Annotated in this window: 49 protein-coding genes; 46 read left to right on the top strand and 3 right to left on the bottom strand. The window is 40.9% G+C overall.

Going from position 1 to position 24,616, the window contains the following annotated elements; all coding sequences use genetic code 11:
* Positions 1–9: 9 nt before the first annotated feature.
* Positions 10–213 carry a hypothetical protein gene (locus tag PHA78_RS11170; protein ID WP_024376899.1) on the bottom strand — a complete coding sequence of 68 codons (204 nt, stop codon included), beginning with the start codon at positions 211–213 and terminating at the stop codon, positions 10–12.
* A gap of 83 nt (positions 214–296) precedes the next feature.
* Here PHA78_RS11170 and PHA78_RS11165 point away from each other — a divergent pair, with 83 nt between their 5' ends.
* Positions 297–461: a hypothetical protein gene (locus PHA78_RS11165; RefSeq protein ID WP_099872423.1), complete on the top strand. Its 165-nt coding sequence runs from the start codon at positions 297–299 to the stop codon at positions 459–461.
* On the opposite strand, the gene PHA78_RS11160 is transcribed toward PHA78_RS11165, so the two are convergent.
* The gene (locus PHA78_RS11160; protein ID WP_228381533.1) at positions 444–920 is read right to left on the bottom strand and encodes a hypothetical protein; all 477 of its coding nucleotides are present in this window, start codon (positions 918–920) and stop codon (positions 444–446) included. The two genes, PHA78_RS11165 and PHA78_RS11160, sit on opposite strands and share 18 nt — an antisense overlap.
* A gap of 70 nt (positions 921–990) precedes the next feature.
* Between PHA78_RS11160 and PHA78_RS11155 the strand changes: the two genes are divergently transcribed.
* The 3 genes from PHA78_RS11155 to PHA78_RS11145 are packed head-to-tail and all read left to right on the top strand — an operon-like array spanning position 991 to position 1,457.
* A complete protein-coding gene (locus tag PHA78_RS11155; RefSeq protein ID WP_153309449.1) occupies positions 991–1,146 on the top strand; it encodes a hypothetical protein in 156 nt (51 codons plus the stop codon).
* Positions 1,133–1,330, top strand: coding sequence for a hypothetical protein (locus PHA78_RS11150; protein ID WP_024412305.1), 198 nt, complete (start codon positions 1,133–1,135; stop codon positions 1,328–1,330). The genes PHA78_RS11155 and PHA78_RS11150 overlap by 14 nt, the downstream gene beginning before the upstream one ends.
* A complete protein-coding gene (locus PHA78_RS11145; protein ID WP_261292008.1) occupies positions 1,323–1,457 on the top strand; it encodes a hypothetical protein in 135 nt (44 codons plus the stop codon). Before PHA78_RS11150 ends, PHA78_RS11145 begins: the two co-directional genes overlap by 8 nt.
* 152 nt (positions 1,458–1,609) lie before the next feature.
* Here the strand turns inward: PHA78_RS11145 and PHA78_RS11140 are convergent, their stop codons facing one another.
* On the bottom strand, positions 1,610–2,041 hold the full coding sequence (locus tag PHA78_RS11140) for a hypothetical protein (protein WP_272158182.1): 432 nt from the start codon (positions 2,039–2,041) through the stop codon (positions 1,610–1,612).
* A 63-nt stretch (positions 2,042–2,104) separates the two neighbouring features.
* Here PHA78_RS11140 and PHA78_RS11135 point away from each other — a divergent pair, with 63 nt between their 5' ends.
* The 42 genes from PHA78_RS11135 (at position 2,105) to PHA78_RS10930 (ending at position 24,585) form a co-directional block, all read left to right on the top strand.
* Positions 2,105–2,821 (top strand): phage antirepressor KilAC domain-containing protein, encoded by a 717-nt coding sequence (locus tag PHA78_RS11135; RefSeq protein WP_272158180.1) that lies wholly within the window; start codon positions 2,105–2,107, stop codon positions 2,819–2,821.
* Between the two features lie 42 nt (positions 2,822–2,863).
* Positions 2,864–3,148, top strand: coding sequence for a hypothetical protein (locus tag PHA78_RS11130; RefSeq protein WP_029172959.1), 285 nt, complete (start codon positions 2,864–2,866; stop codon positions 3,146–3,148).
* The gene (locus PHA78_RS11125) at positions 3,145–3,333 is read left to right on the top strand and encodes a hypothetical protein (protein ID WP_029172958.1); all 189 of its coding nucleotides are present in this window, start codon (positions 3,145–3,147) and stop codon (positions 3,331–3,333) included. Before PHA78_RS11130 ends, PHA78_RS11125 begins: the two co-directional genes overlap by 4 nt.
* A 1-nt stretch (position 3,334) precedes the next feature.
* A complete protein-coding gene (locus PHA78_RS11120; protein WP_029172957.1) occupies positions 3,335–3,589 on the top strand; it encodes a hypothetical protein in 255 nt (84 codons plus the stop codon).
* Between the two features lie 2 nt (positions 3,590–3,591).
* Positions 3,592–3,738 carry a hypothetical protein gene (locus PHA78_RS11115; RefSeq protein ID WP_161496873.1) on the top strand — a complete coding sequence of 49 codons (147 nt, stop codon included), beginning with the start codon at positions 3,592–3,594 and terminating at the stop codon, positions 3,736–3,738.
* 1 nt (position 3,739) lies between these two features.
* Complete coding sequence (locus PHA78_RS11110; protein ID WP_172034491.1) at positions 3,740–4,717, top strand: phage replisome organizer N-terminal domain-containing protein; 978 nt, start codon at positions 3,740–3,742, stop codon at positions 4,715–4,717.
* On the top strand, positions 4,704–4,895 hold the full coding sequence (locus tag PHA78_RS11105; RefSeq protein WP_099807271.1) for a hypothetical protein: 192 nt from the start codon (positions 4,704–4,706) through the stop codon (positions 4,893–4,895). Before PHA78_RS11110 ends, PHA78_RS11105 begins: the two co-directional genes overlap by 14 nt.
* The gene (locus tag PHA78_RS11100) at positions 4,895–5,062 is read left to right on the top strand and encodes a hypothetical protein (protein ID WP_153309147.1); all 168 of its coding nucleotides are present in this window, start codon (positions 4,895–4,897) and stop codon (positions 5,060–5,062) included. Before PHA78_RS11105 ends, PHA78_RS11100 begins: the two co-directional genes overlap by 1 nt.
* A 64-nt stretch (positions 5,063–5,126) precedes the next feature.
* Complete coding sequence (locus PHA78_RS11095; RefSeq protein WP_171997649.1) at positions 5,127–5,564, top strand: hypothetical protein; 438 nt, start codon at positions 5,127–5,129, stop codon at positions 5,562–5,564.
* Positions 5,551–5,745: a hypothetical protein gene (locus PHA78_RS11090; RefSeq protein ID WP_272158021.1), complete on the top strand. Its 195-nt coding sequence runs from the start codon at positions 5,551–5,553 to the stop codon at positions 5,743–5,745. Before PHA78_RS11095 ends, PHA78_RS11090 begins: the two co-directional genes overlap by 14 nt.
* Positions 5,732–6,754 carry a DNA cytosine methyltransferase gene (locus PHA78_RS11085; protein WP_272158020.1) on the top strand — a complete coding sequence of 341 codons (1,023 nt, stop codon included), beginning with the start codon at positions 5,732–5,734 and terminating at the stop codon, positions 6,752–6,754. Before PHA78_RS11090 ends, PHA78_RS11085 begins: the two co-directional genes overlap by 14 nt.
* A gap of 1 nt (position 6,755) precedes the next feature.
* The gene (locus tag PHA78_RS11080; RefSeq protein WP_153309547.1) at positions 6,756–6,917 is read left to right on the top strand and encodes a hypothetical protein; all 162 of its coding nucleotides are present in this window, start codon (positions 6,756–6,758) and stop codon (positions 6,915–6,917) included.
* Between the two features lie 18 nt (positions 6,918–6,935).
* Positions 6,936–7,232, top strand: a complete 297-nt coding sequence (locus PHA78_RS11075) for a hypothetical protein (protein ID WP_029178019.1) — start codon at positions 6,936–6,938, stop codon at positions 7,230–7,232.
* Positions 7,233–7,244: 12 nt separating this feature from the next.
* A complete protein-coding gene (locus PHA78_RS11070) occupies positions 7,245–7,730 on the top strand; it encodes a DUF1642 domain-containing protein (protein WP_029188050.1) in 486 nt (161 codons plus the stop codon).
* 139 nt (positions 7,731–7,869) lie between these two features.
* Positions 7,870–8,244, top strand: coding sequence for a YopX family protein (locus tag PHA78_RS11065; protein WP_105202639.1), 375 nt, complete (start codon positions 7,870–7,872; stop codon positions 8,242–8,244).
* Positions 8,237–8,458 (top strand): hypothetical protein, encoded by a 222-nt coding sequence (locus PHA78_RS11060; RefSeq protein WP_029188048.1) that lies wholly within the window; start codon positions 8,237–8,239, stop codon positions 8,456–8,458. Before PHA78_RS11065 ends, PHA78_RS11060 begins: the two co-directional genes overlap by 8 nt.
* Before the next feature lie 263 nt (positions 8,459–8,721).
* Positions 8,722–9,138, top strand: a complete 417-nt coding sequence (gene ssb, locus PHA78_RS11055; RefSeq protein ID WP_272158013.1) for a single-stranded DNA-binding protein — start codon at positions 8,722–8,724, stop codon at positions 9,136–9,138.
* A gap of 9 nt (positions 9,139–9,147) precedes the next feature.
* On the top strand, positions 9,148–9,534 hold the full coding sequence (locus PHA78_RS11050; RefSeq protein ID WP_024376884.1) for a hypothetical protein: 387 nt from the start codon (positions 9,148–9,150) through the stop codon (positions 9,532–9,534).
* A gap of 8 nt (positions 9,535–9,542) precedes the next feature.
* Positions 9,543–9,929 carry a hypothetical protein gene (locus PHA78_RS11045; protein WP_024419299.1) on the top strand — a complete coding sequence of 129 codons (387 nt, stop codon included), beginning with the start codon at positions 9,543–9,545 and terminating at the stop codon, positions 9,927–9,929.
* A complete protein-coding gene (locus PHA78_RS11040) occupies positions 9,919–10,185 on the top strand; it encodes a hypothetical protein (protein ID WP_051178035.1) in 267 nt (88 codons plus the stop codon). The genes PHA78_RS11045 and PHA78_RS11040 overlap by 11 nt, the downstream gene beginning before the upstream one ends.
* On the top strand, positions 10,182–10,433 hold the full coding sequence (locus tag PHA78_RS11035; RefSeq protein WP_222296894.1) for a hypothetical protein: 252 nt from the start codon (positions 10,182–10,184) through the stop codon (positions 10,431–10,433). Before PHA78_RS11040 ends, PHA78_RS11035 begins: the two co-directional genes overlap by 4 nt.
* Complete coding sequence (locus tag PHA78_RS11030) at positions 10,430–10,570, top strand: hypothetical protein (protein WP_153308587.1); 141 nt, start codon at positions 10,430–10,432, stop codon at positions 10,568–10,570. The genes PHA78_RS11035 and PHA78_RS11030 overlap by 4 nt, the downstream gene beginning before the upstream one ends.
* Complete coding sequence (locus PHA78_RS11025) at positions 10,539–10,772, top strand: hypothetical protein (protein WP_029176411.1); 234 nt, start codon at positions 10,539–10,541, stop codon at positions 10,770–10,772. The genes PHA78_RS11030 and PHA78_RS11025 overlap by 32 nt, the downstream gene beginning before the upstream one ends.
* Positions 10,744–11,208, top strand: coding sequence for a hypothetical protein (locus PHA78_RS11020; protein WP_029176412.1), 465 nt, complete (start codon positions 10,744–10,746; stop codon positions 11,206–11,208). Before PHA78_RS11025 ends, PHA78_RS11020 begins: the two co-directional genes overlap by 29 nt.
* A 177-nt stretch (positions 11,209–11,385) precedes the next feature.
* Positions 11,386–11,961 (top strand): tyrosine-type recombinase/integrase, encoded by a 576-nt coding sequence (locus PHA78_RS11015; protein WP_024388816.1) that lies wholly within the window; start codon positions 11,386–11,388, stop codon positions 11,959–11,961.
* A 165-nt stretch (positions 11,962–12,126) separates the two neighbouring features.
* Positions 12,127–12,417, top strand: a complete 291-nt coding sequence (locus PHA78_RS11010) for a hypothetical protein (protein WP_029176413.1) — start codon at positions 12,127–12,129, stop codon at positions 12,415–12,417.
* A 101-nt stretch (positions 12,418–12,518) separates the two neighbouring features.
* Positions 12,519–12,743, top strand: coding sequence for an HNH endonuclease (locus PHA78_RS11005; protein ID WP_228381580.1), 225 nt, complete (start codon positions 12,519–12,521; stop codon positions 12,741–12,743).
* A 121-nt stretch (positions 12,744–12,864) separates the two neighbouring features.
* Positions 12,865–13,212: a hypothetical protein gene (locus PHA78_RS11000; RefSeq protein WP_024406265.1), complete on the top strand. Its 348-nt coding sequence runs from the start codon at positions 12,865–12,867 to the stop codon at positions 13,210–13,212.
* The gene (locus tag PHA78_RS10995) at positions 13,196–14,848 is read left to right on the top strand and encodes a terminase TerL endonuclease subunit (protein WP_029178013.1); all 1,653 of its coding nucleotides are present in this window, start codon (positions 13,196–13,198) and stop codon (positions 14,846–14,848) included. Before PHA78_RS11000 ends, PHA78_RS10995 begins: the two co-directional genes overlap by 17 nt.
* 9 nt (positions 14,849–14,857) lie before the next feature.
* The gene (locus PHA78_RS10990) at positions 14,858–15,109 is read left to right on the top strand and encodes a hypothetical protein (RefSeq protein WP_024414941.1); all 252 of its coding nucleotides are present in this window, start codon (positions 14,858–14,860) and stop codon (positions 15,107–15,109) included.
* 29 nt (positions 15,110–15,138) lie between these two features.
* On the top strand, positions 15,139–16,398 hold the full coding sequence (locus PHA78_RS10985) for a phage portal protein (RefSeq protein WP_029176417.1): 1,260 nt from the start codon (positions 15,139–15,141) through the stop codon (positions 16,396–16,398).
* Entirely contained in the window at positions 16,376–17,065 is a 690-nt protein-coding gene (locus PHA78_RS10980; protein ID WP_029178012.1) for a head maturation protease, ClpP-related, read from the top strand. The genes PHA78_RS10985 and PHA78_RS10980 overlap by 23 nt, the downstream gene beginning before the upstream one ends.
* Positions 17,066–17,070: 5 nt before the next feature.
* The gene (locus tag PHA78_RS10975) at positions 17,071–18,261 is read left to right on the top strand and encodes a phage major capsid protein (protein ID WP_272158178.1); all 1,191 of its coding nucleotides are present in this window, start codon (positions 17,071–17,073) and stop codon (positions 18,259–18,261) included.
* A 19-nt stretch (positions 18,262–18,280) separates the two neighbouring features.
* On the top strand, positions 18,281–18,571 hold the full coding sequence (locus PHA78_RS10970) for a HeH/LEM domain-containing protein (RefSeq protein WP_029943528.1): 291 nt from the start codon (positions 18,281–18,283) through the stop codon (positions 18,569–18,571).
* Positions 18,572–18,585: 14 nt separating this feature from the next.
* Positions 18,586–18,885 (top strand): phage gp6-like head-tail connector protein, encoded by a 300-nt coding sequence (locus PHA78_RS10965; RefSeq protein WP_029178009.1) that lies wholly within the window; start codon positions 18,586–18,588, stop codon positions 18,883–18,885.
* The gene (locus tag PHA78_RS10960) at positions 18,878–19,255 is read left to right on the top strand and encodes a phage head-tail adapter protein (protein ID WP_105148951.1); all 378 of its coding nucleotides are present in this window, start codon (positions 18,878–18,880) and stop codon (positions 19,253–19,255) included. The genes PHA78_RS10965 and PHA78_RS10960 overlap by 8 nt, the downstream gene beginning before the upstream one ends.
* The gene (locus PHA78_RS10955) at positions 19,218–19,589 is read left to right on the top strand and encodes a hypothetical protein (RefSeq protein ID WP_105148950.1); all 372 of its coding nucleotides are present in this window, start codon (positions 19,218–19,220) and stop codon (positions 19,587–19,589) included. Before PHA78_RS10960 ends, PHA78_RS10955 begins: the two co-directional genes overlap by 38 nt.
* Positions 19,590–19,593: 4 nt before the next feature.
* Positions 19,594–20,016 (top strand): hypothetical protein, encoded by a 423-nt coding sequence (locus PHA78_RS10950; RefSeq protein WP_029176422.1) that lies wholly within the window; start codon positions 19,594–19,596, stop codon positions 20,014–20,016.
* Positions 20,017–20,026: 10 nt separating this feature from the next.
* Positions 20,027–20,617 carry a hypothetical protein gene (locus tag PHA78_RS10945; RefSeq protein WP_029178007.1) on the top strand — a complete coding sequence of 197 codons (591 nt, stop codon included), beginning with the start codon at positions 20,027–20,029 and terminating at the stop codon, positions 20,615–20,617.
* A gap of 12 nt (positions 20,618–20,629) precedes the next feature.
* A complete protein-coding gene (locus PHA78_RS10940; RefSeq protein ID WP_029178006.1) occupies positions 20,630–20,962 on the top strand; it encodes a hypothetical protein in 333 nt (110 codons plus the stop codon).
* 71 nt (positions 20,963–21,033) lie between these two features.
* Positions 21,034–21,168: a hypothetical protein gene (locus tag PHA78_RS10935; RefSeq protein ID WP_257213233.1), complete on the top strand. Its 135-nt coding sequence runs from the start codon at positions 21,034–21,036 to the stop codon at positions 21,166–21,168.
* 12 nt (positions 21,169–21,180) lie between these two features.
* Positions 21,181–24,585 carry a phage tail tape measure protein gene (locus PHA78_RS10930; RefSeq protein WP_272158175.1) on the top strand — a complete coding sequence of 1,135 codons (3,405 nt, stop codon included), beginning with the start codon at positions 21,181–21,183 and terminating at the stop codon, positions 24,583–24,585.
* Positions 24,586–24,616 lie beyond the last annotated feature (31 nt).

Raw genomic sequence — 24,616 nt, 5'->3', positions numbered from 1 at the left:
GTGGTAGCATTACACATTCAATCGAATGTGTGCAATTTGTTCGATGTTCACTAAGTGTCTGTAGTCTGTTTTTAACTCTACCAAATCAATGATGTTCTCTTGGTCGGAGTAGGTTTCATAGATTTGGAAGAATGTTATTTTATCGCCATTTGTGAAAGAAATGGTAATAGTATCTACTTCATCTTTTAGTGAATCGATAATAAATTGTTTCATGACTTGACCTCCTTTCCTTATTGATATGTGGATTATATCACGGGAAGGGAGAAACGAACCGAACTAGAAAGGAGGAGGGGAGCATGGGAATTAAGTCAATGACTGTAACTGTCAAAGTTACAAACATCGATAAATTTATTGAGTTAAGCAGTAAATTCAGTAAAAAAGCCCGCGAGCTTGAAGAACTAGCTCACGAGCTAAAAACGTTCGATTTTGAAGGCGAAGTTGTATCAACTGATAGCAACTAGTTCAAAAGTAGCATCGTTAGAGAATAGATAAATAGGATATTCTTCTTTTGTTGCAAAATTGAAGAAACTATAACCGAAATTATCTCGTTTAATCTCTGGATTTTTATTGGTAAGAGTTTCAAGGTTGACTTCTGTCAAAAGTTTAAAAATTTGAATCCGAGCTTGTTCGGGATTGGATACTCTCTGTAAGGCTCTCAGATGTTCTTCAGTTGGGAATGCATTTACTAATTCTTGTCTGTCATCAAGGTAAGTCCTAACATCGTCAAGGTAGCCAAATTTTAGTTTGTAATCAACGAACGAGCGATGGTCAAATTCTTGATATGTATCAAAGGTAACACGCTCACCTTGATATTGATAGACAAGAGTGTCATCTTGAAGCTCTTCTTCGAAGGGAGTGATACCAATCAAAAATTTATGGCAAGCTTCAACGATGCGAATTTGGTTAAGGTTAATGTGCATAAAAGTATCCTTTTTATTTTTCATTATACAGGAGAAATTAATATATATAATCGGTCTAAAGGAGTATTTTATGAACGAAGATTTTGTTGTCGATATTGCCGATAGGTTATTAGAGAAATCTGCAACTTACGGCGAAGCTATAAAAATTTGTCAACAAGTAGAACATGAGATTAAGTTGAGAGCTTATGAACAGAAAATAGAGGAACACAGATATGAAAATAGCTGAAAAAGTAGTCCGCATCGAATCGGACGCGTATGAATATGTTGTAGATTTTGCTAATGAGCATGATTTGAAAATTGGCGAGGCGGTGAGCATCTTAATTCGCTACTGTGCTTCTAAAGATTTGATAGTCAAGCAGGCTCATGTAGAGGTTGTGGAAGTGCAGAATGTGGTGGAAGAAGATGACTAGCAAACTAATCCAGAACTGGCAAAAGAAAAACTACCAGCTCAGTCAACTGATAGTTGATAGCCTTGAAGGGCTAGATGTGTGGGAGACTGTGTTAGCACTCGGAGAGATAAGGAGGGGAATGGTGTGAAACTTTTAATTTGGTTTTACTTCGTAATATTTATCAATTTATTTGTTGGTTTGAGCACCTATTTTTTAGCCAAGAGAGATAGGAAAAAACGCATAAAAGAATATCAAAATTGGCATGATAAAGAGATAGATAGGATTAGACAAGAATTCGATTTATGATTTTTTAGAGGTTTTCTGGATGAACTGTTCCTGAAGTGATTGTTTTTGATTATAAGCGTTCATTTTATCACTTAATGCAAATGTTTTATCAAGATCAACTTCGCCAGTTAGTGCTTTGAATGCAAATTCATTTAATTTCAGAGCTTTATCTTTTTCAGCATCAAGACTAGATACTTTTTCAAGTTCTTGCAATCTCAACTCGTGTGATTGTTTTAATTTTTCAATTTCAAGCGAATGTTGCTGTTTGAGTGTACCAAGCTGATACTGAAACTCTCTTTCTAGTTTTTCTACGGAATGAGCATGCTCTTTGGCCTGTTTTTCAATCTCGGTCTTATTATTTGCTCTGGAGGCAAGATATGACCAAACACCTGAAATAATCGCTACTATGATACTGATAGCAGGTTGAATAAAGATAGTATAATCCATGAAAATTCTCCAATCGTTTTTATTTTTATTATAGCAAATATTATCAAATTAGAAAGGAATTTTATGAACGAAATTATCAATGTCAGTGTGAATGACAATCAAGAGCCTGTTGTGTCTGGTCGGCAGTTGCATGAGGCTTTAGGGGTTCATTCTAACTATACAACTTGGTTCGACCGTATGACCGAGTATGGATTTGTCGAAGGTCAGGACTTTCTTCCAAATTTGGAAAAAAGTACGGGAGGTCGTCGATCTGTTGACCACATTATCAAGCTGGACATGGCTAAGGAAATTGCTATGATCCAACGGTCTGACCGTGGCAAGCAGGTTCGTCAGTATTTTATCCAAATAGAAAAGGACTTCAACAGTCCAGAGAAGATTATGGCTCGCGCTTTGCTATTGGCCGACAAGAAGGTGCATCAGTTGGAAGCACAGATTGAGGCGGACAAGCCCAAGGTGCTGTTTGCGAATGCGGTCGAGGCTAGTGCTACATCTATCTTGATTGGGGACTTTGCCAAGATTTTGCGACAGAATGGCTACAATATCGGTCAAAATCGCCTGTTTGAGTGGTTGCGTAATAATGGTTTTCTCATTCGGAAACGTGGTGAGAGCTACAATATGCCGACCCAGAGGTCTATGGATATGAGCTTGTTTGAGGTCAAGGAGCGGACACATAACGAGCCTAATGGCAGCATTCGGATCAGCAAGACGACCAAGATGACGGGTAAGGGTCAGACTTACTTCATTAACAAGTTTTTGAACGAAGACATGCAAAAAGCCTGACGGCAATCAGGCTCAAATATAAACATACAAGAGGATTATATCATGAATGATCTAATGATTCAAATGTTGGACCAGTTTGAAGCTGGGCTAATGGATAGAGCGTTGAAGGTCATGCACGTTGTCATTGACGAAAAAAGACGGTTTCCTATGGAACTCAACAAGTCACAATGTGCTGAAATGTTGCTTGGAACAAAGGATACAGGGAGTTTTGATGCACGATTTAATTGTCACAAAGATTTCCCGCGTATACCAAATGCTCGTGAGAAGTACCCTCGTGATGCAGTGATTGAATGGTACCACAATAATTGGCAGAGGACAGTGATATGACAGAAGAATTGATGTTAACAGCAGAACAAGGTTTGGCATTTATTGCTATTTTGACCCCAATCTTAATCTGGCTGATCCGTAAGCCTGTTGAGATTGAGATTGAAGTCAAAGAGCCTATTGTGGAAGTAAAGCAACCAGAGCGGAATTTGAGATACTTGCAAATTCGGACTTACTACGGAGGATAGAATGAAATTTTGGGACATGATGAAAAGGTTTTTGAGTGTTGAGGAAGATGACTACATTCCTAAAAGCCAACATGAGTTGGAACGTGAGCTTGCTACTGCACGGCATACTGCCAAGGAATACAAGAAACTGGCTTTGCTGAAAAATCAGGAATGTGTCGGGCAGGCTAGGCTGATTGATGAGCTACGCAGACGGATTGACTTTTTGGAGAATGTCAACAAGTGCCAGGCTGAGCTATTGGCAGATCGTGAGGTCTAGCTATGGTTTGGATTGTGGCAAAGAAAACCAAGACTAAGCGTGGTTATAGATTTTACCAAAAACGGTCGTTTGATACTTGGCAGAAGGCTAGAATTTATCAGCAGGACTTGTTTAATAAAGGTGTAAATGCTGAGATGTGGGAGGAGTGAGATGGCGAGCGAAATTAAATGGATTAAGATTGTCACAGATATTTTTGATGATGAAAAAATTCTGCTGATTGAGTCCTTGCCAGAAGCTGATACGATTATCGTTGTTTGGTTCAAATTGCTGACATTAGCCGGCAAGCAGAACTACGGTGGTGTTCTTATGATGAATGATCGTGTACATTACACAGACGAAATGTTGTCTACACTATTTCGTAGGCCTTTGAACACTGTTAGAGCAGCGCTTCAAACTTTTGAGCAGTTTGGGATGATTGAGATTATCAATAATGCCATAACTATCCCGAATTGGGAGAAACATCAGAGCGTGGAAAGTATGGAAAGGGTTAGAGAGCAAGCTCGGAAACGCGTTGCAAAACATAGAGAAAAACAAAAAACATTAGCAAATGGTAACGTTACATGTAACGTTACAGTAACGCATAGTAACGCACTAGATAAAGAAGAAGAAATAGATAAAGAAGAAGATATATATAATATATGTCCTATTAAGGAAATCATTGAATACTTAAATTCAGCCACTGGAAAGTCTTATCGTTATCAGTCGAATAGCAACAAGAAAATTATTCAGGCTAGGTGGAACGAGGGTTACAAGTTGGATGATTTCAAAAAGGTCATTGACAACATGGTAGCTAACTGGACAGGTACAGAATGGGAGAAATATCTCCAACCGTCAACTTTGTTCAGAGAGTCGAATTTTGATAAGTATCTGAACATGGTGCCTAGAGCTCCGAAACCAGCACAGACAAATGTACCAGCATGGGCCTTGGAAGAAATTGAGCAGGACAAATCGGAGGAAGCTATGCAACGGATGCAGGCTTTGAAGGCTAGAATGTTAGCCAACGAAAAAGATGAACCGGTGCCAGAATGGGCTGAAAAAGTTTTAGCAAGCCAACAAACTGCCGAGGGGCAGGCCAAGTTGGCAGATATTTATGCGGAACTGGAGGCTATGGAAAATGGTAAAACTTAGACATGGCTCAAAGCAGGATAGACCATTTGTCAGAGAGGTACGGGTCAGCTGTACGGGGATTGATATTTTTTATGGCAATGAGCGCCAGGCTATGCGGTTTGCTAGTCGTGCAGCTGCTATCCATGTTTCAAGGGCCTTGAAAGATTATGGGAATTTTTACTTGATTGAGGAGGACTAATGGACGGTTATTTGAAACTAGACAAGATGTTGGATTGGCAAGTAGCGAACTATCCGCTACGGATGTCTGAAAAGGCTCGCTTGATGGCTTTGCCTGGTGATGATTTTGTAGCCGAACTGGATCGTATGGCCGAGGAATATCATCGTACAAGATATGGAGGTAGTTGATGGTAGTGCCAGAAAAAGAGTACGCTCTCTACAAAGGCGAAATCGAGAAGATTGGAGAGAATGAATGAAAATTAGATTGCCTTATATTGAGACTATTGAGACAGAATGTCTACCGGATGATTTCGAAGGTTTGGTTAAAAAGAGTTTTGTGAACTTTACTAAAGGAACCAATAAAGATTATACATTTGAGGACAAATTACTTTATTTGGATAATCTTCGCAGGTCTTATTTAAGAGGTTGTACTGATACAAGTTTTGAAATTACAAAGATGTTAGGCGAGTCATACCGCCAACAATTAGATGAATACGATGATATTTTAGAAAAGGAGGATGTTTATTCTACAGAATTTATGGAGCATTGTTTTGATAGAGGATTCATGCCGTTCCGTGATGTGTGGGACAAATGGTCTTCGAGTGCTAACGACAGGGCGCATAAGACTATTGTAGATATCATTAAGATTGTTATCAATTTTGAGTGGGAGAATACAAATGACCAAAACTGAAGTAATTGAATTTTTAACAGAACAGAGAGACCTTAGGTTGGTTGGATATGATGATAGTAAACCTGCTGAATCTGACTTTGACAGGTGGCAGTTAGCTCAAGCGGAGATGTTTCAAAAGGTGATTGACTGGTTGGAGGGAAGTAATGTGGGAAAGTTGAGGATGTATCTTGAAATTTCTTGACCTATTTGCTGGCATTGGTGGTTTCCGTCTCGGAATGGAACGTGCCGGTCACGAATGTGTCGGTTTTTGCGAGATAGATCAATTTGCCAGAAAAAGCTACAAGGCGATACATGATACGGAAGGAGAATTTGAATTTCATGACATTACAAGAGTCACAGATGAGTCTGTTCGAGAAATCGGACGTGTGGACGTTATCTGTGGAGGATTTCCGTGCCAGGCTTTCAGCATTGCTGGAAAGCGAGCAGGATTTGAGGATACTAGAGGGACTTTATTCTTTGAGATTGCTAGGTTCGCATCTATTCTCAGACCTAAATATCTATTCCTTGAGAACGTTACAGGATTGCTCAACCACGACAACGGAAATACATTCGAGACCATACTCGGAGCGTTGGATGAACTGGGGTATGATGCGGAATGGCAAGTGTTCAACAGCAAGAATTTTGGCGTCCCCCAGAACAGAGAAAGGGTGTTTATTATCGGATATCTTAGAGGAGCAAGTGGACGAGCGATATTTCCTTTCGAAAGAGGCGACAAGGAAATTGGTAGCCTACAAGGACAATCAACAAATACCATTACCGCCAGGTACGGAGAAGCACAAGGGAGCGGGTCGTACATTATTGAGGGTCAACAGCCGAAAATCATCCAACGAGGCCACGGATACAATCAAGGTGGAGAACACGATACAGCACCTACATTAACTAGCAATAGCTGGCAGGAGAATAATCATGTTAAGGTTTATGATTTTTACAACCGAAAAACCAAAGACGAGGTTGGCACCCTAACAGCTAGTGGTCACCAAGGAAATACCAAAGCAGGGACATTCGGCATATTAGATGGTATCCGCATCCGCAAACTGACACCTCGCGAGTGTTGGAGGTTGCAAGGTTTTCCAGATTGGGCGTTTGATAGAGCCCAGGCAGTAAACAGTAATAGTCAACTATACAAGCAAGCTGGTAACTCAGTCACGGTTAATGTGATTGAGGCGATAGCGAGGAGATTGGAGAGGTAAGATGAATCATCTTGAATACATCGAATATCTTTGTAAGCAGTATCGAAACGAAGGTCTGCCGTTGGAATTGTACAATGGCAGAGTGAACAAAGCAAAAATTAAACGGTTGGGTGTTGAGTTGAGGCAAGCGACACTCGAATTTGAACGAAAGAACGCTATTTAGGCGATATGGAGGAAACAGATGAATAAAATGAGCACAAGAGAACAATTACTGGCAGTATTGTTTGTATTCCCGTTAAGCTTTATCTTATCGGGATTGGTAATACGATATGGATGGAATAACATCTTAACAACTTTAGACGGAGTCCCAAGTATAACACTAGCACAAGCGATAGGTCTTGATATACTGGTCAGCTATATTATTGTTAGCGGTGGACGAAAGGAAAATGATTATGATTTTGTCGAATTATTGGCAAAAGTAATCGGAACCCCTATTATTACATTCGTCCTACTTTGGATTGTCACACTATTTTTGTAGAGGGAAAAAAAGATGAACAAACAGGAAGCGATTGAGCAATTAGAGTGGAACGTTGTGAGAACGACAGATTTTGACAGAGCAGAAGATGTTGTGGTATTCGAAAAAGCAAAAGAAATAATCTCCCAAATCCACGAACCGCAGAAGGTTGTGGTGCCGAAGTTTATCGCTGATAGTATCGAATATTGCAAAAATAAAGAAGGGTATGGATTGCTCCGTGCAATGGATTACTGCGATGAATACAATGATACTGGCGAATGGTTAGAGCACAACCAAGAGACTTTCGCCCTAGCGTGGCTTTTCGGCTATGAGATTGAGCGGGAAAAATTGTATACGGTGGAGTTGTTTAATGGGCAACCACTTGTAGAAGAAAAGAATATTTTGTATTTCAGTTCGGACTTGGCCGCTTCAAATGCCCATGTGGGTAAAGACAAGCTTGAAGCAGCTGGCTTTGGTTGGGTGTTTGATTGCAAGGGTGTGAAGGTCGTTGTGGAGGAATGATGAAACAATTATTAAGGCCTATTGGATTTATACTGATATTTTATTCGTTTGTCCCTAACATCATCCACGAGATGACGCTTGCTCAGAAGATAATGTTTGGATTAGGGGCTAGTTGGCTATTTTACGAAGGAGGCAGAAAATGATACCGAGATATAGAGCTTGGTTTGGTTCAGAAATGTATGACAAGCCAGTAGTTTATGATGGAGAATTCTATCTTGATTGGCGTGACTTCGAAAACGGCAAAACGTGCAATCCTCATGCAATCCTCATGCAATCCACAGGGCTGTTTGATGTCAACGGCAAGGAGGTATACATCGGTGACATTGTAAAGTGCACCGTGGGTTGTTCTCACGAAGTAATTTTCCTTAAAGAGTATGGCGGACGTTATATCGGCGGAATGCCTGCTATATACTTATCTGATATTAGAGATGGTTATGCGTGGACTGAAGATGAGGAAGTCATCGGTAACATCTATGAAAATCCGGAATTGGTGGAGGTGGTAACTAATGACTAATGAAAAACTAGGCGTGCTACTGGTCGATGTGCCAGATATAATGTTTTTTAAATACAACTACATTATAGACACAGAAGAAGCTGGCACGAGTACATTTATTATAAATGGAACAGATTTTTTAGAAAAATTAGAGAGGCTAGCCTACAAATGCACCCAAGAAGAAGCTAAAAAATACCCACAGTTTAGGTGGGTAGCGTTGGAGGAGTTGGAATGACCACAGCAGATAAAATCAAATACATCCTACAAAAGACAGGATGGACGAGAGACCAATTTGCGACCGAGATGAGTGTGACGACTCTATCTGTCTACAAATGGCTAGACGGACGACCACCGCGACAACGCATGTTGGATAAAATAGACGAGCTGTACGAGCAAGTCAAGCCTTATGAGCATAGGGCGCTAGCTTCAAGAGGGAAAATTCGACTGGTGTACCCGTATTATAGCCATCAGCGACAGCCGTGGGAGAGGAGATAATAGATGATCAACAATGTTGTATTGGTCGGTAGATTGACGAGGGACGTAGAGCTACGTTATACACCGTCTAATCAAGCCGTTGCGACTTTTACTTTGGCGGTTAACCGCAATTTTAAAAATCAATCGACAGGAGAGCGGGAAGCTGACTTTATTAATTGTGTGATGTGGCGTCAGCAGGCCGAAAATCTGGCTAATTGGACCAAGAAAGGTCATCTGATTGCTATTACAGGACGAATCCAGACCAGAAGCTATGAAAATCAGCAAGGGCAACGGGTCTATGTGACAGAGGTAGTTGCTGAGAGCTTCCAGTTATTGGAAAAGCGTGATAATACGGCAAATTATTCAAGCATCGAAGAGCAGATGCCACCAGGGATGAGCGGTCAGCTGATGGATATTACAGATGACGACTTGCCGTTTTAGGAGGATATGATGAACAAACGGATAAAAAAGAAAAAGCAAAAGGCAGCATATAAAATTCCAAAACAGATCATTCGCTTGGTAAGAAGATGGACGGAATTGGACAGCGAGATAGTTTTCATGGCTGAGTTTCGAGATATTGGAAAGGGTCATTATCCGAAAAAGCTCGTGGAAAATTGTGTTCGTAAATACAAGAGAATCAATGATTTTTTAATCAATATTGAATCTGATAGTATCTTACGGAGTTGTTTTATTATTTGTCACAGTGCTTACGGAGATGAGCAATTTGACGGAGAATACTGCGATCAATCTTGTGGTTATTCTGAAGATGATTACCACGGTGTCTATTACTATCCGATAGGCGAAAATCTATATTTTGCCTACAATTACGAATGCTAGGGGAAGAAATGAATACTGAACTAATGAATGAACTAAAAGAACTGCTCGGCTTATTTCCAATGTCATATATAAATGCGAATTTGGAAGTGATACTGATTCCAAAAACAAACACGTATTTTAGTTTGGAAGGAGTACAGTCACGAAGAGACATCATTGCAAAATTATTGATGTGGTGCAGTAGGACAATTGCAAAAGGGCAACCATTTAAAAGTGAGAAACGGAATTGTCTTTTTAGAGAATTTACCAAAAATTTTCTTAATCGTTACCTAGGAACACTTTTTTCAGATGAAGATATGGCTTTGATTTATCAAAGGCTAGGCAATGGAATCAATCCAGAATTGACTTATAGATTTATTGATAGTGGGTTTGATATGGAGGTGTTAGATGAGTTTTAATGGAATTAGATTGTTACCAGATTATGGATGTAAGATTGAAATTGATGTAGTTCAGTTGCTCAAAGAAAATGAGTTCCTGAAAGATGAACTTTACAACCGTGCATACAAAGACATAGAGCGTCAAGAAATTGAAATTGAGACTCTGAAGGACAAATGCGTGGACCTCATGCTTGAAAATGCCGACTATGTATGGGACGAAATAGCTAGAGAAACAGCTAAGAAAAGAGCTAATACGAGAAAATGGAGGACGAAATGATTACAATTCAGCTTGACGAAGAGTTATTGACAGCACTTATTTTTGCAGCAGCTCAAAGCTCATGCGGTTTCAATCGAAACACTTTGCGGGAGAACCAGTTGTGGCATCTACATTGTTGTGACTATAACGAACCAGTATATGAAGTGGCAAAGCAAATCAACCTTGATGATATTCAAGACGAAAGCTACAGAGCCTATTTTCAAGAAGTAAAGGCTAAAGGTGATAAGTATTATTCGGAGGAACTATGATTTTACTTGAAATTATTAAATTTTTAGTAGCAATGATTGTGATCGCTTTCCTACTGGTCGTGCTAATCGCTATCATCATGGGAGCATGGGAGACTTATAAGAAACATGAACAAAAGAATCAAGAAAAAGAAAGCTAAGCAGGCACGACAACGAGAACTGGAACAGTTGGAACAGGAACTGGCCAAACTAAGCCCCGAACAGCTAGAAGCAATTGCTGATGCAATTAGTCAAGTGGTACAGGAGATTTGTACAGTCATAGGCTATTTCGCTGAGAACATTGCTGAGGCATTAAGAAGATGGGAGGAACAGCTTGACAAAGAAGACAGCAATCAAGACTAGACGTGATTTTCTTGAATTTGAACTTGAAGCTAAGTACCTAAAAATAGATAGGCTTATTGGAGAACGGAGACACGAACTAGAAAGGCTTTATGCAATTAAAAATTTAACCATACCAGACATAGATGATTCGGGAGCTAGTAGAAGTGGCACTTCATGCAATACATCCGAAAACCTAGCCATTACATACGCTAGTGATCCAGTGATTCTAAAGTTGGAAGAGTTTCAAACAGCAATTTCAAAATTACTTGATGCACTCGAACCAGATGATAAGAAAATCTTTCATTTGCGTTGGGGAGAACATACAAAGTACGATTGGGTTCAAATTTTGTATATTATGCAAAATGGAGATACTGGCTATCTTTATAAGCACCGAAAGCAAATTTATAGACGACGCGAAGTTATATTGGACACTTTAGCCAAAATACTTTTGATGTAATCTTGTCACAAAAACGTATAGAAGTGACAAAAACAATGTGTTATATTTGTATCATAACTTAATGTATGCGATAAGGGGAGGTCCGTTTTAGGTCATAACGTTCGAGTCGTGGTTTATCGCATTAAAAAGTCGCACAAGCAAGTGTGGCTTTTTTAATTTTGTAAAGGAGGTGAACCAGTGGCAACTAAACAACCAATTCGTGATCGTAAAGATATCCAGCGAATGAAGGATTACTTAATGCACGACAGTGCAAAGAATCCTATACTTAGACTGCGAAATTATACTTTATTTGTTACTGGTATCAACTCAGGCCTGCGAATGGGGGATATCCGCGATCTTAAAGTTAAGGATGTCACAGGCTGGCGAATCAAACATTTCGATGAAAAGACCGGGAAATTTACTGATCGGAAGATGAACTCAAGCTTGAAAAAAGCAATAAGGAACTATCTCGGTGTAACAAAGTTAAAAAACGAGGATTACTTATTCCCTGGAAGCTTCAAGCAAAACAGGAAGATGAGCGAATCGCAAGCGTGGAGAATTATCACATCTGCCGCTAACTTCCTTGGAATACCAGAGATTGGCACGCATTCTATGCGAAAAACTTTCGGATTCCAAATTTTTACAACACAAGGAAATAAAACTGTAGGAGACATCATGAAATTGCTTAATCATCAAAAAGAATCGACAACATTGGCGTATATTGGAGTGACTCGCGACTCTGAAGATAAAACAGTAGACAAACTCAATCTCTAAAATTTATCAAGCATATAGCAAAGTTTTTACGATGACCTTGCATTTTTATTTTTTAGCCCTAAAAACCATTGATACCAAGCGTTTTCTAAAAATAAAAAAATGAAATAGAATTAGTAAAACCTTGCATAATTCGATACAAAAAAACGAGAACTAGGAGTTTACAAGATGAATGCGATAGCGAAAAAGCAAATCGACGACTATTTGAACCAAAACAGACAGTCGCTTGATGAAATCAATCAGCACATTTATGATGTTATAGCAATCAATCGACTAACCAATTCAGAAGTTGCAGCATTATTTACTGGTCTCATGCGTCAAGTGTTGTCGTCAGACCACAACGCAAAGCTATTGGACAATCTTGGAATACAGGTTGGACAACTCAATCCAGAGCTTACAACTAAGATCCAACAGATACTCACAGAGGAATGGCTTGCAAATCAAGGTCTAATCAAATGAATCTGATGACTCCTGAAATACTTGACAGGTTAGTCGAGCTAATCAGAGCTGACAAAGTCAAAGAGTTCTATTGGACTAAGGAATGGAGAATCATTCGAAAGGTGCGTAGGCAAAAGGATAACAACGAATGCCAACGTTGTATGCGAGCAGGTCGATACACACCAGCAGATATGGTGCATCACAAGAAGGAAGTGCGACAGCATCCAGAGTTAGCATTAGAACTAGACAACACAGAATGTTTATGCAATCCATGTCACAACCGAGAGCACCCAGAAAAACTCAGCGGCTATCATCGTCGAAAATTTGACAACAAGGAACAGTGGTAAGCCCCCGGGTCAAACCAAATGGCTTTTCTAAAGGGGAAACGTGCAACGGGAAGGGGTACCTCGGAAAAGATATCTAGCGAAATTTTATCAAGAACAAAAAAACTCACACGAAAGGAGAAATATGGCTGGTTTTTTAGAATACCCAGAATTTGACTGGGAACGCCCTTTGGTTGCTCAGAAAAAATATGTTAAGTCTCGTGATGATTTACGAATCAAGCTGATTCGCATTTTGCAGGAGCGTAAAAAATATGAGGAGCCATTTAAAGATTTAGTTGAGCAGTATATTTCCCTGTGGGAGACATCTCAACTTTTAAGACAGGATATAAAGTTGAATGGTATACGTATTGATGGTAAGAAAAATGATTCCGTGTCTCTCCAAGTTAATGTCAATAAGCAGATGATGGTCATGCTTGAAAAATTAGGAATCGAAGCTAAGGAATTGAAGTCCGAGGATGGCGAAGACATTTAATTTTACCAGCGGAACTTCCCACATTGACGACTGGTTGAGAGATATCGTTACAGAGAAATATCCTGTCTGTAAGGAAATTAAGCAGATGGCGGATTTGGTAATTGCTGCCATTTCTGATCCAGAAATTTATGTTGATGTAAAAAAAGCTGATAGTGTTGTTGATTTTATCAACAAATATCGCCCATATAAGCTACAACCTCCGCAACGATTTATTCATGCGGCAGTTAATGCTATCCGTTGGAAGAGCGATGACAGTTTGGTATTTCCCGAGCTGTTTTTATTATGTGCTCGTGGATTTGGTAAGAACAGTATTGCTTCGGATGAGGCTTTTTTTAAAACTAGCAATCGCAACGGTATTCGCGAGTACAATGTGGATATTGTTGCCAATAGCGAGGCTCAGGCTAAGACATCATTCGATGATGTTTACAATACGATTAAAGATCATGCTGTTTTGCAGAAGGCTTACAAGTTCTCCCAGACCTTAATTACTTTTATCAAATCTAGGTCTAAGATTAAATACCACACCTCAAATGCACGGACCAAGGATGGTCTTCGTCCTGGTTTGGTTATCTTTGATGAATTACATGAGTATTTGAATTATGACAATATCAATGTCTATATCAATGCTCTTGGTAAGGTTGCGGATGCTTCTGTGATGTATCTGACGACGGATGGTAAGGTTCGTGGTGCGGTACTGGATGATTACAAGCAGACTGCTAGGGATATTCTTTCAACTTGTGACTATCGTGCTGGGATGTTACCGATTTTGGCTAAGATTGATGCGTTTGAGGAATGGGAAGATGAGCTTGCTTGGATAAAGGCTAATCCGATGTTGCCATACTTGCCAACATTGCTGAAAGAGTACAGGAAAGCCTACAAGCGTGCTCTACGTAGCAAGGAGTTATTCCTAGACTTTATTACTAAGCGATGTAATTTCCCACTAGAAGACACGACTCATGCAGTAGCTGAGTGGGATGATATTGTGGCAGCAAGCAGACCGTTACCAGATGATTTGGAAGGGATGGAGTGTGTAGGTGCAATTGACTATGCGGATGTTCGGGACTTTATCGGTGTAGGTCTCTTGTTTAGACGAGGGAAGATGCGGTATTGGTTACATCATACTTTTATTGTCTCAGAGGCTTTGAAAATCCAAGATTTTAAGATGGATTTTACAATTCCACAACATGAGGGACTGGTTACGATAGTTCCTGGAAAGGTTATGGATCCTAAATATGTGGCTGATTGGTTTGTGAAGATGGCTGAGAAGTACAAGATTGTCAATATAGCGATGGATGATTTCCGAAAGGCACCGGTCAAGGAGGCTTTTGAGAATGCTGGCTTGCCGATAGAAGTTGTTCGAAGTGGTTCTGTTACTCATTCTAGGCTTGCCCCTACGGTTGATATGATGTTTGCCAATCATGAGATTTCATTTGGAGAAGACCGCATGATGCGATGGTACACAAATAATGTCTACGTTGATGTTGATGGTAAAGGGAACAAGACTTACAAAAAGATTGATCCAGAGAGGAGGAAGACAGATGGTTTTATGGCTTTGATTCATGCGATGTCAATTGAGGAACAGTTGGAGAAGAAGACTGTAAAAATTAATCGCAGATTGCGTAGTTTTACACGATAGGAGTTTTATATGTCTAAGCGAATTAAGAAAAAATATCGTCCATTTGTTTTGATTGGAAAGACGCTTGATTATCTTAATGGGAAAGTGGAGCGGTTGTTTGAGCTTCAGTTTCGTACTGATAAGTGTTTTGAGGAGTTGAATGATCGTTGTTGCAAGAATGCTGAAAGCACTAACGCTGAATTTTCGGCTCATTTGAAACGGATTGAGAAGTTAGAAAAAGAAGTTGAACGATTGAAGCGTCCCTGGTACAAGCGTAAGTAGGTTGCAAATTAGAAAAGGAGGTGGTCCACTTGGGGTGGTTAAATAATTTCTTTGGTTTTTTCGCCCGTGATGGTACTGTGAAGAAGGTTAGTCGTAAGGAGCTAGATGCTGCGGTTCGTCGGTCCGGTCAGCGAGTGCAGTTTATGGAATTTGCTCTGCAGATGTGTATTGACAAGATAGCCAATGCTTTGTCTTTGGCCAACTATGAGACCTACAACAACGGCAAGCTTCAGAAGGGTGATATTTGGTATCGGTTTAATTATGAGCCAAACCAAAATCAGACTCAGAATGAATTTCTTGCCGCTTTAATAGGTCAGATGGTCAAGAATTCTGATGGTGCTTTGGTTTTGATGCACAATGGTGAGTTCATTCTTGCGGAGAGCTTTGAAATTGACAAGAAAGCCTTTCGTCAAAATGTTTACAAGAACATCACGGTTGCTGGTGGACTGCAGTTGAATGCGGTCTATCAGGAAGAAGATGTTTTGCACTTTACTATGAATGATTCGAAGGTAAAAGGTTACTTGGATGATCTTTACTCGGAATATGGGAAGTTGATTGGTGGAGCAATCCGAAACTACAACAGGGGAAATGCTCTGAAACTTGGTCTGAATATTGGTACCTTGTTTGACCAGAAATACGGAAAGGCTGTTGTTGAGGTAGATGATGAAGGTAACGAGACAACGGAATATGATCTTATCATGGATGAGATGTATGAGAAGCGGTTTGCTGCTGTACTTTCTGATGAAGACTCAATCACTCCTTTAGAAGAAGGGCTTGGAATATCTAGCCTCGTTCAGACAAGTGCCAATACTAAGAGTGGGGCGGTAACTACTCGTGATATTTCCGATGTCATTATGGATGTTGTCCACTATGCTGCTGACGCTTTCTCGATTCCTCGTGGAATCATGAAGGGGGATGTTGCAGATGCGGAGGCGATTCGTGATAACTTTGTCAATTTTGGTGTGCGTCCGTGGGCTGATGCGATTGAAACAGAAATCAATCGCAAGCTGTACGGTAAGAAACATCTGGCTGTTGGTTCAAAATTTAAGATACAAACCAATACTATCCTGGTTTATAGTTCAGAGAAATTTGCGTCGGCTGGGGAAGCATTATTCCGAATCGGTGCTCTCAGTACAAACGAATTGAGGGATAAACTGGGAGAAGAGCCGATTGATGAGCCGTGGGCTAATCAATACTTTGTATCGCTAAACTATGCTAGGGCTGATGGCTCTGGTGATAATCAAAAGAAAGGAGAAGTGGAAGCTAGTGACGAAACACATTCCGTTTAAGTTTGAAGCATCTGTCTCGACTGACGATAAGGCTGTGCTTTATTTGCATGGTACAGTTGGTGGCTACTGGGAAGGGATTAACTTCAAGGATGTCCGTAATGCCTTGGCTGGTTTTCAGGGAAAAGACATAGAAGTTCATATCAATTCCTACGGTGGTGATATGTTTGAGGGGATTGCAATCAAGAATTTTTTTAGTCAGCGTGATGAGACTGTCACGGTGATTATTGATGGTTTGGCTGCAAGTGCCGCATCTATCATTGCTATGGGTGCTGACAAGATTCTGATGCCAAAAGATACGCAGTTGATGATTCACAATCCATGGACATTTGCCTATGGCAATGCCAAGGAATTGCGTAAGGTGGCTGACGATTTGGACAAGGCCCAAGTATCTGTTGAAGAAACTTACCTCAAACGTTTCAAGGGTGATAGAGAAGAGTTAAAAGCTCTTCTTGATGAGGAGACTTTCCTTACAGCTGATGAGGCGGTCACCTTGGGGCTTGCTGATGGTATTTATGGCGAAGATGAGCCAGAAGAAGTGTCTGATGACGCTGAGACCAATGTCCTAGATAGCCTTATGGCTAAGTATGGGGCTGATGAACATGAGGATAAGGGAAAGCGAAATATTGAACGCTTTGCCTTTTTATTTACACAAAATAAAGGAGAATAACAACTATGCCATTAATCAATAATGATTTGAAAACAAACTTTGCTGAAGCTCGTGAACAATTGTTTGCTGCTTTGCGAACAGATAACGAACAGGAGCAGAAACAAGCCTTCGAAAACTTTGTTACAGGTTTGGAAGCTAATGTATCTGAACAAGTTAAGGCTGCTGCTGCGGAGTTTCAAGAAGGGGTACAAGATGAGTCTATCCTTGCCGAACGTGGACTTCGTCGGAAATTGACATCCGCTGAACGTAAATTTTTCAGTGAAGCAGCTCAAAAACAAAAAATCACTGGCTTAGATCAGATGTTCCCAGAAACTATCATTGAAGATGTGTATCGTAATTTGGTACAAGAACACCCTCTGCTGTCTTTGATTGATATGCAGGTTGGCGATGTGAAAACTGCATTTATTTACGGTGACTCGACTAAGAAACGTGCTTTCTGGGGGACTGTTCCTGCGGATATCCAACAAATTCTTTTGGATTCGTTCAAACGATTGGATATTTCTCAATCACAACTTTCTGGCTATATTGCAGTTCCGAAGGGCTACTACAAACTTGGTCCATCTTGGTTGGCTAGTTATGTCATCACATTCTTGCAAGAAGTAATGGCAGCATCTCTTGAAGAGGCTGTTGTAAATGGTGATGGTAAAGAAAAACCTTTAGGCATGATGCGAAAACTCTCAGGAGATTCTGGTGGTGTTTATCCAGAAAAACAGGCCATCGAATTAGCTGATTTGACACCATCAACTCTTGCTGGTATTCGTGCTGCACTTGCCAAAGCTAAAACAGATAATGGCCAAGTGGCTGTGCTTGTTAATCCGATGACCTACTGGTCGAAGGTATTTCCAAAACTTGCTTTCAGAACTGATGCAGGGGTATGGGTAACAACTCAACTGCCGACTGGAGAGACAATTATTCCATTGCATGCTGTTACAGAAAACAAGCTCGTCTTTGGTGTTCCGCATAACTACTTACTAGTTGTTGCAGGTAGCGTTGAAATCCAAGAATACCGTGAGACTCTAGCACTTCAAAATCTTGATTTGCACATTGCTCAATTCTTTGGTAAAGGGATTGCCAAGAACGAAAATGCTTTCTTTGTAGCAGATATTTCTAGTGTTGCAGGTGCGACAATCCCAGATTTGGAAGGTCCAGCTGCTATCGTCAAAGAAGATACTATTAATCCTAAGGTATCTATTTAGTGAAGGGGGGGAATAAAACATGGAATTGATTAAAGTTGAAGTAACGGAAGAATTTTTCGATAAGGTCGCTCAGCTTGACCGTGCTGTTGGGGATGTCTTCGAGGTGGATGCCGAACGCCTCGAAGTCCTCTTGGGTGAAAATAGTGAAAAGCGTGCATTTGTCAAGGTATTGGAAGAAAGTGAAGCTGAAACAGACTATAGCAAGTTAAAAACAGACGATATCAAGGCTTTACTGACTGAAAAAGGTATTGAATTTGACAAGGCAGCTAAGAAGTCTGATTTGATTGCTTTATTGACTGCTGCAGAGTAGCTGGAGGTATCTAGGTGAGCGAAGATTTGAGTAGTGAGCTTCTTGGACCAATAAAGTTGCACTTGCGTGTGACCTGGGAAAGTCAAGATAGTGAGATTAAGGAATACATCGAAGAAGGGATAGCCTATATTGATGGTATCTGCGGTGAGTCAGACTACTCTGTATCTGGCTTGCCTAGGATACTGCTGAAAGCCTACTGTCGTAGGGCTTGGTCTGGGAATACTTCCATGTTCGAGGAAGATTACAGAAGACAGTTATTGCGTCTCCAACATGAAAATGGTGTGAGGCGATTGAGGAGGAAGGGTAATGAGTAAACAAGGTGATTATCAACCACTCAATGATGGACTGCTTGAATATGGAGATTTGACCACCAAGCGTGACAAGAATACGGCTAAGAAAATCGGTGAAGAGTTGACGACTCGGGGGAGATTGTACTTTGGTTACAAGTCTATTGTAGCCAAATATGATAGCTACCTGGTGTCAAATCTATCTGCAGTAGATATCAAGGTCCAATGTTACTATGTGCAAGACTTCCAGAAGTCGCATAAGGTTCGGATAAATGATGAACTTTTCGCGGTTGAGTCGGTGGATGTTGATAATCGGCAGGAGTATATGTATCTATTTCTGAGAAAGGTAGGGTACTGGGATGGCGGAAATTATATCCAAACCTCTGGATCTAAGTAGGATTGTCGATGTGATTCGTGGGACTGGTTTCCCTTGCTTTGGGTTAGATATGGGGAGGGACGAGGTGGCAGAAAACCCGTCCTTCTTTCTGTACTCTGATGATGGTGGATTGACACCTGGTACACATGCTAATCAATACAAGCGGGCTTTCACGCTCATGTTTGTCACTCGTGAGAGTGCTAGTTTTGATGATGTTGGTCTGATTGAGCGGTTGAAAGACTGTCGCTTGATTTTTGATAACTCTGAAATTGACAAGGGTAACTTGGTTAATACAGATGAGCAGGTGACGGCTACGACGCTTAATTTTCACCAATTGATTCGGATAGAGAGGTAGTTTTATGGCAAATAAAGCTACTCTTGATTTTTCTGGCTCTACCAAACTGGCTGAGGCTATGGCAAAGATTCCGAGTAAGTCGGAGGAAGTTGTCAATCGTGTCTTGCTTGTTCGGGGAACCAAGGAAGTGATGCAAGCTATCATTGGTTTTATGCCAGTCAGTAAACGAGAGAAGAGGCACGCTAAGTATTCGAATCCACTGAAGGAGCGGATGTTTAATCTGGGATTTGACATTGTAGCCAAGGGTGGTGCTGCGAAGAATAAGGGGTCATTTGGGTACCTGGTCTTTCCTAACGAGGGAAGAGGAACTCATAATCCAATTGCACAAGCGTTCTTTGAGCGTGGTTTGGCATCTCGGGAAGAAATTATCTTGGACTATGTTATTGACGAACTGGTCCGAGTACAGCAAGAATTATTAACGACATAAGGAGAAAGAAATGTCACAAACATTTGATGTATTGCAAGATTTTGAACAATTTGAAATTACCAATGGTCAGTTTCGTCCATTGGTCAGTGGTCAGTTAACTGCGGCTGAAAGACTAGGTTGTACAGGGTCTATCTCGGTAGAGGCGGAAAGTAAGACTGTCACTAAGAAATGTGAGGGGAATGTTACCAAGGAAGTTACAATCATTCAAAAATTAAATGCAACTGTCTCAATGCATATGCCTGTAGCGATTTTGAGGAAGGTATTCGGATTGACCAATGATAATTTGAAGGCAGGTGTCTACGGTCTTACAAGCAAACCAAAGGTATCTTCTGGGGCTCTGACATGGGACATGTATGATTTGGGTCGTGAGAATCATAAATTGATTGCCTTCCCGAATATTTCTTGGACTAGTCCATTCAAAATCAATGTTACCAATGGTGAAGAAGAGATTGCGGAAATTGAAACAACTTTCTCTGCGTTTGCAGATGAAAATGGCTTCTTCTACTATGAAGCAATTGAAGGCGATGGTGCTGCATCTGATGTGGTAAGTGGTTGGAATAAGACCTTCACACCAACATTGGTTAAGAAAGTAATTCTTTAGGAGGAATAAGTAATGTCTGAGAAAATTACTGATTTGAAATTGTTGAATGGGGAGTCTGTGAAGATTCAGACTCCTATTAGTCTGTATGATTGGAAGAAGGCGAAAAAAGAGGGCCTGCTTACTCAAAATGCATTTGCTTCCGCAATGAAAAATGGTGGAGGAAATCCAAATATCAATGACAAAGATTTGGAGAATGCTCCATTTGTTGCCTATCGTGCAGCTGGTGGATCTATGTCAAAGGATGAATTTGAGAAAGCTGTGGTCTTCGATTTACAAATTGCTGGACGTATTTATCAGCAAATTGTGCAGGGGAATGGTCAGCCAAAAAAGGAGAAATCCAACTAGCGTTTGAAAAGAAGACGAAAAAAGGGAAGAGTAATGGTCGTGCTCCTCGCATCAACTGGGAAAAGGTTGAGGTGGATGAGGTTATCGGCTATTACTCTTTTGTCTTTGGGATTGATATGCAGTTGGTGTTAGAGATGTCTATCCAGGAAGCTGAGGAGATGGCAAGTCTGAAAGTGGCTATCGAGGCTTGGAAGCATAGTGAGTAGGAAGGAGGTCAAATGGCAAAGCAAAGCGAAGTAAAGGTAACCTATAAGGTCTTAAATTCGGAATTTAACAAGGGAATATCAGAAATGAATTCCAAGATAACGTCGTTGAATAAAGAATTTAGATTGCAACAGGAACAAATGCGTCTGACTGGTAGCGAGACTGATAAGCTAGAGTCAAAGCTGAATAAATTGACCTCTGAATACTCAATCGCCCAAGAGAAGACTAGGTTAGTTGAGCAAGGACTAAAAGAAGTCACGAAGGCTACTGGCGAAAACTCTAAGGAAACTCAGACGTGGACCAATAAGCTACTGGATGCTAAACGTAATGAAGAATACCTAAAGAATGCCATTGAACAGACTAAGCAGGCTTTGGATAAAGAACGTGAGGCTACAAGTCAATCTGCTCGTGCTTCTCAAGAACGAAAGGAGAAGTTATCCGCACTAAAGTCTGAGCAGGACCGACTGGCCAATTCCGCCGATAAAATAAAAGCCAAGTATGATTTGGAGCGTTCGGCCTTGGGAAATAATGCCAAGGAATCCGAATTGCTTAAAATCAAGAAAAAAGAGCTTGCCGAGCAGATGGAAAACACTGGTCAGCAAGTGGAAAATCTGGAAAAACAACTAGAAGTAGCCAAGGCTGAGTATGGTGAAAGCAGTAGAGAAGTAGATAAACTTGAGAAGGAACTACTTGAATCAAAGAAAGCTTTCCAGGATTATGCTAATGAAGCTAAGAAGGCTGACGACTCTATCGGTCGTTTTGCTGATAAGGCAAAGAGTCTAGGTAGTAAATTAACCTCTGTTGGTCAAGGATTGACAATGGGGCTGACTGTTCCGATTGTAGCTGGTGCGGGTGTTGCCGTTAAGGCGGCAAGTGATTTTGAATCAGCCTTTGCAGGTGTTATGAAGACCAATGACGAAGTTGTTGACGCGAATGGCAAGGTCATTATTAGCTACGACGACTTACGGGCTGGCATTCGCAACATGGCAAAGGAAATTCCTGCGAGTACGACAGAAATCTCCGCAGTTGCAGAAGCTGCAGGGCAATTAGGGATTAAGACGGAGAATGTCTTAGACTTTACTCGTGTCATGATTGATATGGGTCAATCCACCAACTTGTCAGCCGAAGAAGCAGCTAATTCTATGGCTCGCTTGGCAAACATCACGCAGATGCCTCAAGATCAATTTGATGAATTAGGGTCCACAATTGTATCTCTTGGTAACAACTTTGCCACAACCGAGTCAGAGATTTTGGAGATGGGCTTGCGTCTAGCTGGTACTGGTAACTTGATTGGTTTGTCAGAGGCTCAAATCATGGGTCTAGCTGCCGCTATGTCATCTGTTGGCATTAATGCCGAGGCTGGTGGTTCTGCAATGAGTCGTGTCATGCAAAAGGTCAATACTGCGGTTCTTGAGGGGGGCGAGTCGGTCGAGAGCTTTGCTGCTATTGCCGGCACAAGCGCAGAGGAATTTGCACAGATGTGGCAAGAACGCCCTCAAGACGCTATTGTTGCCTTGGTCAAAGGTCTTGGTCGTGTTAAAGATGAAGGCGGAAATGTTACGGGCACTTTGAAAGATTTAGGCATTGAGTCTGTAAATGAAATTGATGCGATGCAGCGTTTAGCAGGCGCAGGCGAACTACTAGAAACCGCCTTTAGAAAATCTGGTGAGGCGTGGGCAGAAAATACTGCTTTGTCAGAAGAAGCTCAGAAGCGATATGAAACTTTTCAAAGCAAGCTAGAAATTGTCAAGAATAAGTTGACGGACATTGCGATAGAGTTTGGTGGGCCATTGATGGAGGCAGCTTCCGAAGCCTTGGATGCAATGGAACCATTATTTGAATTTCTATCAGATTTAGCCAAGAGTTTTTCGGAATTACCAGAGCCAATGCAACAAGTCATTTTGGTCATTGGAGGTATCTTGGCAGCACTTGGACCGATTTTAATCTTTATTGGCCAGATAGCAACAGGAATTGGTTCTATTGCGGCGCTTTTTGGAAGTGGCGGCGCCTTAGCAGGAGTAGGTGCTTGGATAACAGGGACTTTGCTACCTGCATTGGGAGGAATAGTTTCTGCGATTGTATCGTGGCCTGTATTGATAGGAGCTGCACTTGTAGCCTTGGTGGCAGTTGTCGTCATGTATTGGGACGAGATTGTCGCATGGGTTGGACAAGCTTGGGAAAAGATTAAAGAATTTTTCGCCCCAATCGGAGAATGGTTTGCAGAGAAGTGGGCAAGTGTAAAAGAAACCACAGTCCAGTTGTGGACAGAGTTAACTACATGGTTATCGGAAATGTGGACATCTTTTATGGAAGGAGCCAAAGTGCTATGGGATGGATTAGTTAACATCTTTACATTTGCGTGGCTGTTGGTAAAAGAGGCTTTTAACATCGCATGGCTTGCTATTGAAACACCTCTACGATTGGCATGGGAGATATTCTGGGCATTTACTCAGGAATTTTGGACAGGGCTTGCTACATGGTTTTCTCAATTATGGGACACCATCAAAAATGCTGTTTCAAATATCTGGGATGCTATTAGTAGCTATCTTACTGGTGTCTGGACCGCTATTTCAAGCAAGGTCACAGAAGTTTGGTCTGCTATCAAAAAATGGATGGAAGACACCTGGACAGCCGTTTCTAGTAAAGTTACTGAAATTTGGACTCAAATCTCAGGATACCTAACAGGTGTCTGGACTGCTATTTCTGGTAAAGTTACCGAAATTTGGAATAGCATTAGGTCTAAAATTTCAGAAGCTTGGACTGCTGTATCAAGTACAACTGCTCAAATTTGGAGCAATATAAGCTCCAAAATTTCTAGTATTTGGAATGGTATCAAAACAAACATTACCCAAGTCGTCGATAATGTACGTAATTCGATTGCCAACGGATTTAATGCTGCTAAGAATAGTGCTGTTAATATTTTCAACGGCATACGAGACGCAATTAGTCGTGCCATTAATGGTGCTAAAGAAGCTGTCGGAAATGCTATTAATACCATGAAGAGTTTCTTTAACTTTTCTTGGAGTTTGCCAAAAATCAAGCTTCCGCACCTAAGTATTAGCGGTAGTTTCAGTCTGATGCCACCGAGTGTTCCAAAATTCAGTATTTCTTGGTATAAGGCTGGTGGTATCATGATGGACCCTGTAGCCTTTGGTCGAAACGGAAACAATCTAATGGTTGGAGGAGAAGCTGGACCAGAGGCTATTTTGCCATTAACTGATAAAGTGCTAGGTAAAATTGGTCAAGCCCAAGCGAAGGCGAGTGGCATGGTGGGCAATACTGTTCATGTCACTAACTATGTGACAATGAATGCCACCGTTGATAGTGATTATGGTACAGACCACTTTTTCGATAAGGTGGATAAGTGGATTGCAGACAAGAGCGATATCCGTAATTTCTCTACGGGAGGTGTTGCTTAAAAAGGAAGTGCTGAGAGGATGAATCTGAGCA

The sequence above is a fragment of the Streptococcus sp. HN38 genome, assembly GCF_028335765.1.
Classification (GTDB): Bacteria; Bacillota; Bacilli; order Lactobacillales; family Streptococcaceae; genus Streptococcus; species Streptococcus suis_P.
This window is presented reverse-complemented; position numbering and strand designations above follow the sequence as displayed.